The organism is Protofrankia symbiont of Coriaria myrtifolia, assembly GCF_900634755.1.
In the GTDB taxonomy this organism is placed as follows: Bacteria; Actinomycetota; Actinomycetes; order Frankiales; family Frankiaceae; genus Protofrankia; species Protofrankia coriariae.
On sequence record NZ_CAAAFS010000065.1, the window covers coordinates 1 to 6,498 of the forward strand.

Annotated in this window: 5 protein-coding genes; 3 read left to right on the plus strand and 2 right to left on the minus strand. The window is 69.5% G+C overall.

The window, feature by feature from the left end; genetic code table 11:
• Nucleotides 1-438 (minus strand): hypothetical protein (locus CM1CMNOD_RS03500; protein ID WP_131772132.1); only part of this gene is annotated, 438 nt, incomplete at its 3' end.
• Between the two features lie 436 nt (nucleotides 439-874).
• Between CM1CMNOD_RS03500 and CM1CMNOD_RS03505 the strand changes: the two genes are divergently transcribed.
• From CM1CMNOD_RS03505 to CM1CMNOD_RS03515, 3 genes are all read left to right on the plus strand, one after another.
• Nucleotides 875-1,528, plus strand: coding sequence for an NUDIX hydrolase (locus CM1CMNOD_RS03505; protein WP_242625431.1), 654 nt, complete (start codon nucleotides 875-877; stop codon nucleotides 1,526-1,528).
• Nucleotides 1,529-2,272: 744 nt separating this feature from the next.
• Nucleotides 2,273-3,121 carry a serine hydrolase gene (locus CM1CMNOD_RS03510; RefSeq protein WP_237702976.1) on the plus strand — a complete coding sequence of 283 codons (849 nt, stop codon included), beginning with the start codon at nucleotides 2,273-2,275 and terminating at the stop codon, nucleotides 3,119-3,121.
• A gap of 374 nt (nucleotides 3,122-3,495) precedes the next feature.
• Nucleotides 3,496-4,584 (plus strand): DUF3616 domain-containing protein, encoded by a 1,089-nt coding sequence (locus CM1CMNOD_RS03515; protein ID WP_013872290.1) that lies wholly within the window; start codon nucleotides 3,496-3,498, stop codon nucleotides 4,582-4,584.
• Nucleotides 4,585-4,661: 77 nt separating this feature from the next.
• Here the strand turns inward: CM1CMNOD_RS03515 and sthA are convergent, their stop codons facing one another.
• Complete coding sequence (sthA, locus tag CM1CMNOD_RS03520) at nucleotides 4,662-6,071, minus strand: Si-specific NAD(P)(+) transhydrogenase (protein ID WP_013872291.1); 1,410 nt, start codon at nucleotides 6,069-6,071, stop codon at nucleotides 4,662-4,664.
• Nucleotides 6,072-6,498: the final 427 nt, after the last annotated feature.

The window sequence follows — 6,498 nt, forward strand, 5'->3', positions numbered from 1 at the left end:
CCAGACCTGACCAGTTACGGCGATCGAAGCCGCCAGGCCGGCTATCTGATTGTCACTGGTAATCGTGTAGCCGGCGGCCGGCAGCGCCTGGCGGTAGAAGGTCGCCACCGCGTTGTCGGAGACACCGCTCAGGGTGAGCACGGACTCGTTGTTCCTGGACGTACCGGCCTCCACCTCGGCGCCCGGCGGGATCGGGAAGTCCTCGGGGACGTTCGCGGCCTTCAGCGCGTCCCTGCCCGTGGCCACCTGCCCGCCGCCCGGCAGTGACGCCGACATGGACGGCAGAGCCGTCGGCAGACCCGTGGGCAGCGATGTCGGCAGTCCGCTCGGCAGAGTCACCGATCCGGTCGGCCCGGTTGTCCCGCTCGTGCCCGTCGCTTCGCCACAGGCTCCGAGCAGCAGTACCGCCAGGCCGCCGCCCACGGCTGCCACTGCCATCCGATGCCGCAACCGATGCCGCGTGGTGCCGGCGTAGCCACCGGAACCTCCGGAAGCACCCAATCTGATCTCCCCCTTCACACACCCCGAGTGTGACGCGTGTCCTGTTCGGCCGGCCTCGCCCGTCGGTGTCCGTCCCGCCCGCACGGAGACGATCCCAACGGTTGGTACCGGTCGATGTGGGTTGGTGCCGGTCGTCACACGATAGGCATCACATGCCGACGCGCCGCCGCGGCTGTCGGCAGCCTGTCAGCGCGGCCGCGGGAACCGTTGGCGGCGGCCGGCGGGGCGGAGGCGATTTGTCGGTTTGGCGACTGTGGCCCGCTCGCTCGCCCGCCCGGCAGCGTCGTGACCGTCCGACGCGCTGGGCGGAAAGTACGTGCCACGAACGGGATCCGGCCGCTGAGTGCACCGTTCGGGCGCCGCGGAGTACACCGTGGGCCCGTTCGAAGCGGCGGCGCCCGGCCGGCCCTCGTGCGGCCGAAATCGTCTTCTGGAGGTACTGTCATGTCCTGTGGCAGTGAGCAACAATGCGGTCGCCGGAGTAGTTCTCCACTATCTCGAGGACAATCCCGGTGAGATCGAGACCCTGAGTCCGCTGGTGCTGGCCCTGATAGAGGGGGCAGGTCCAGTGACGGACGCAGCCACGATGCCGGCGCATGTCACCTGGGGCGCGGTCGCGGTTACCGCGGACTGGCGGGTGCTGCATGTTCGTCATCGGGGTTCGGCGGGCTGGCTGCTCCCCGGCGGGCATGTCGACGCGGCGGACCGGTCCTTGTTGGGCGCGGCGCTGCGCGGGCTCGCCGAGAGAACCGGAATAGCGGCGAATTCTGTGATTCCGGACACTGTTTATCCGATTGATATTGACGCGCAGGTCGTGTCCGCCGATCCGGTTCGGGAAGAACCCTCGCATGTGCACTACGACGCTCGCTTCGTTCTGTATGTCCCGGACGAAACGGCGCAGCCGTGTTCCGCGGAGACGGTCGACCATCGCTGGATCCCGGTACGGGATCTGTCCGGCACGCTGGGTGACAAGCTTCGTGCCCGCTGCGCCCGCGACGCCCGAACGGAGCGGGCTCACCTCGCCTGACAAACCCGCCCGGGAACGGTGTGGTCGCGTTCCTTCCGCGCCTGGCGTCCCCACTGCTTCGGACATGCGCGCCGCCAAGGCCCGGCGGAGGGCATGTCCCCGCTACTTCCCGGGGTGTCTCCTGATTGCGCGAAGGACGCGGCCAGGGGCGGTCAGGGGCCAAACCGGGAATCGGGCCGGGGACCAGGACCACGAGCCAGGGAGCAGTGCCAACAGCGCCAACCCGCCATCCCGCCCCGTCGCCTGACAATAATGTCGAGGGCCGGTATGAGACTGTTTCCGGGCTGCCGAGGTACCGGCGGCCGGTGCGGCCGGTTCCAGCGTCTTTTGCCGGCGAATTTTCCGGTGGCTGTTTTCCGCGGAAAGGCCGCCTGGCGGGAGTCTTCTCGGCGTCCGGCACCGATCTGCGCGGTCGCGGAGAAAAGGGAGCGTGGCGATGCGGCGACGCCCTGCCACGGATATACATTTGCTGTGGCCATGCGGCACCATGCAATCGTCGCCATGCGGCACCGTGCACCGCCGCACAACGTCGCGAAAAACGCGACCCGGCGGCCGGCGGGGGAATTTTCAGGACCGCTGGGATCCGTCGATGTGCCGGCCCGGGTCCCGGTCTCGAGACGAACCGGCGCAATACTGGTCGCCGCTGCCGTGGTCAATGCTCTCGTGCTGGCTCCGGTCGTTGGATCCGTGCGTTTTGCCGGTGCCGGCGGATCCACGTCGAATGTTTCCGCGCCGGATGTTTCCGTGCCGGGCGTTCCCGCGGAGCCGCCAGCTGTCCGGTTGCCGTCCGTCGGTATCGTCGTCCCACCGCCGCGGCCCGTTCCCGAGGCCGCGCCGAAGGCGCCGTCGCTGCCCGGGTCCGACCTGTCCGAGCGGTTCCAGGGATATCTCGAAGGACGCCCCGGGCAGGTCGGTGTGGCAGTGTACGACGCGGTCACCGGTCGGACCGTCGCCGTCGACGACCCGACGGCGCCGGGTTTCGAGACGGCCAGCACGGTGAAACTGTCGATACTGCTGGGCATTCTGGAACGCGCCGGGCCGTCCGGACGTCTGGGCGCGAGCGAACTGCGCAACGCCCAGGCGATGATCTACGTAAGCGACAACAGGGCCGCGAGCCGGTTGTGGCGCTCACTCGGCGGCACGGCGTCGATGGACACCATGTTCAGCCGGCTTGGGATGACCAGGACGAAGGCGGGCGGCGGCGGGCGCTGGGGGCTCACCCTGACCAGCGCCGCCGACCAGCTCGCGGTGCTGCGCACGCTGGCCTATCCGGGCGGCGTACTGAGCGATCAGGCCCGGGCCACCGCGACGAGCCTGCTCGCCGGTGTGGTGCCCGCCCAGCGATGGGGCCTGCCCGGCGGGGTGCCCGCGGGCGTCACGGTGGAGGTGAAGAACGGCTGGCTGCCCCGCGACGGTGGCTGGGTGATCGCCAGCATCGGACATGTCCACGGAGGCGGACGGGACTACGTGATGGCGGTCTACAGCCGCGGCAACCCGTCGATGCGGGCCGGCATCGACACGGTCGAGGGGCTGTCCCGGATCGCCTGGGACGCCGCCGCGACGTCGGTGGCGGTGGCGTCCCGCGTCCCCTGAAGCCGTTCCGCCGCACTCGTCCCGCGGGAGTACTTCCGCGGCGAGGGCTGTGGGGCGACGGTCCACAGCCCTGAGGCTGCCCGGTGCGTCCGGTGCGTCTCCAGCCTGCCTACCGCCCCCTCGACCGGCTCGGCCCGGCCCGGCCCGATTCCGCCCTCGGGGCTGTGTCCGCTTTGCGACAAACAACGTGCCTGTGGGCTGTGGTGATGTTTGCTGACCACTGCTCTGTCCGCCGGCTGCGCCGCCCGGTCACGGTGACGATCCGATCTGGCCGGATATGTCGGACGAGTCGTGGCAGGCGGGGCTGTGACAGGCGAGCTGTGGTAGACGGGACTGTCACGTCACCGGGGGCTCAGGGCCGAGGAGGAGCAGTCGTGGATGCCGTGGAGACCGTTGCGGTCCGTTTCGACGACGTCGGCCCGCACCCCGTGGTCGACATCGTCGAGTCACTGTCGACGATCAAGACCGAAGGGCGGCACCTGTGGCTCGGCGGGGACGAGACGGCGACGATCGAGCGGGTGACCCTGGGCGCCGCCGGGGACATCTACGACAACCATGTCTCCTTCCCGGTCGGTGACTTCCTGCCGCTGCCGGCGGGGCCGGACGCGGACGGCGCCATCCCCGAGATCGACATCGAGGGGTTCGACCGGCATGGTGACTACCTGTGGTTCGTCGGTTCGCACAGCCTGACGCGCAAGCGGGTCAGACCGCACCACGCGACCGAGGACGCGCTGCGCGCCCTGGCAAAGATCCGTAAGAACGCGAACCGGCATCTGCTCGGCCGCATCCCGGTCGTCACCCAGGACGGGCTGCCCACCCTGGTGGGCAGCGCCGCCGCCCCGGACGGCGCCGGCGGGCAGCGGACCGCCGCCGCGCTGGGCCTGCGCAAGCAGACCCGGGTCACCACGGTGCTGAAGGGCGACGAGCATCTCGGCCCGTTCCTGACGATTCCGAGCAAGGACAACGGGCTCGACGTCGAGGGGCTGGCCGTCGTCGGTGAGCGGGTCTACCTGGGCCTGCGCGGGCCGGTGCTGCGCGGCTGGGCGGTGGTCGTCGAACTGCGTCCCACCGAGGGTGACGGCCAGGACCTCGGGCTGCGGCCGCTGGACGGCGGCCTCCCCTACCGGAAGCACTTCCTGAACCTCGACGGCCTGGGCGTGCGCGACCTGCTCGCCCAGGGGGACGACCTGCTCGTGCTCGCCGGCCCGACCATGGACCTCGACGGCCCGGTCCGGGTCTACCGGTGGCGTGGCGCGGCCAGGGCGGCGACGAGCGTCGTCGTCGACGACGAGGCGCTCGTCCGTGTGCTGGACCTGCCGTTCGGCGAGGGCGACGACCACGCCGAGGGGATCGCCCTGGCCCCGGGCGACCCTTCGTCGATCCTGGTCGTCCACGACAGCCCGGCGGCGCACCGCCGGCCCGCCCCAGGCGTGATCCTGGTCGACGTCTTCCGGCTGCCCTGACCGCCCCTGCCCCGACCGGGTGCCTGCCCCGACCGCCCCGAGCCCGCCTGAGCCTGGACGTCAGCTGAGCCTGGACGTCAGCTGCTGAAGCGGGCGACGGCACGCATCTTGTTCATCGCGTCCAGCGCCGCCACCTTGTAGGACTCGGCGAGCGTCGGGTAGTTGAACACGGCGTCCACCAGGTAGTCGATCGTCCCGTCGCAGCCCATCACGGTCTGGCCGATGTGGACGAGTTCGGTGGCCCCGGTACCGAAGACGTGGACGCCGAGCAGCTTGCGGTCGGTCGAGCTCACGAGCAGCTTCAGCATGCCGTAGGAGTCCCCGACGATCTGGCCGCGGGCGAGTTCGCGGTAGCGGGCCACGCCGACCTCGAACGGCACAGCCCGTTCGGTGAGTTCGTCCTCGGTGCTGCCGACGTAGGAGATCTCGGGGATGGTGTAGATGCCGATGGGCATCAGCTCGTGGCGCATCACGTGGACGGCCTCGCCGCAGGCCGCGTAGGCGGCGAGCCGGCCCTGCTCCATGGATGTCGCGGCAAGTGCCGGGAAGCCGATGACGTCGCCGACGGCGTAGATGTGGTCGACCTCGGTCCGGAAGTCCGAGCCGACCTTGATGCGCCCCCGGTTGTCGGCGCTCAGGCCCGCGTTGGAGAGGTTGAGCGCGGTGGTGAGCCCCTGGCGTCCGGCCGAGTACATCACGGTGTCGGCAGGGACCTTCTTGCCGCTTTCCAGCAGAGTCAGGGTGCCGTTGTTGTGGCGTTCGACGGACACGACCGACTCGCGAAACCTGAATGTAACAGCCAGGTCTCGTAGATGATACTTGAGAGCTTCGACGATCTCCACGTCGCAGAAGTCGAGCATCCGGTCACGACGCTCCACGACGGTCACCTTGGTGCCGAGCGCGGCGAACATGGACGCGTACTCGATGCCGATCACACCGGCGCCCACGACGACCATCGAGCCGGGAATCTTGTCCAGCGCCAGGATCTGGTCGCTGTCGACCACGGTGCGGCCGTCGAAGTCGACCGTGTCCGGTCGGGCCGGCCGGGTGCCGGTGGCGATGATGATTTTCTCCGCCCGGACCCGGCGCTCGTCGATCTGGTCGCTGCCGATGATGGCGATGGTGTTCGGGTCGACAAAGCTTGCCGTTCCGATGAGCAAGGCCACCCGATTACGGCTGAGCTGGTTACGAATGACGTCGATCTCACGTCCGATGACGTGCTGGGTGCGTGAGGACAGGTCCGAGACCGTTATGTCGTCCTTCAGTCGGTAGCTCTGTCCGTACATCTCCCGCTGGGTCATACCGGTGAGGTAGAGCACGGCTTCGCGCAGTGTCTTCGACGGGATCGTGCCGGTGTTGATGCAGACCCCGCCGACCATGTCACGACGATCGACGATCGCGACGCGGCGGCCCAGCTTGGCGGCGGCGATAGCCGCTTTCTGCCCGCCTGGGCCCGACCCGATGACGAGGAGGTCGTAGTCGTACATCGTTTGTCACCTCCTCAACTGAAAATTCCCACTATTGATTAGTTGGGAGAATATCCGGCCCGGCGGCCCGAGGTGTCCGGAACGTCAGGTTGTTACTGCCCCTTCTGCCGGGACCTCCGTACCTTCCCGGGCCGTCGCTTCCAGGTGGGCCGGCCGCGTCGGTGCGCGCGTGCCGGCCACACCTGGCGGCCGGTATGCGCCCGGCCCGGTCCGACACCGGCCCGGACAACTGGCATGGCCAGCGCGAACGACCGGCACGGCTCGGCCAGCCCGGCTCGGTCCGCCCGGCCGGCCGGCCCGCATGGCCCGGCCCGGGTGGCCCCATCGGCTGGCCCGTCCGGCCTGCGTGGCCGTCCGTCCGGCCCGCGGAAAAATCTTCGAGCTCCCCGTAACCTCCACCGTGGTGCCTCGTTGAACACGGGTGCGG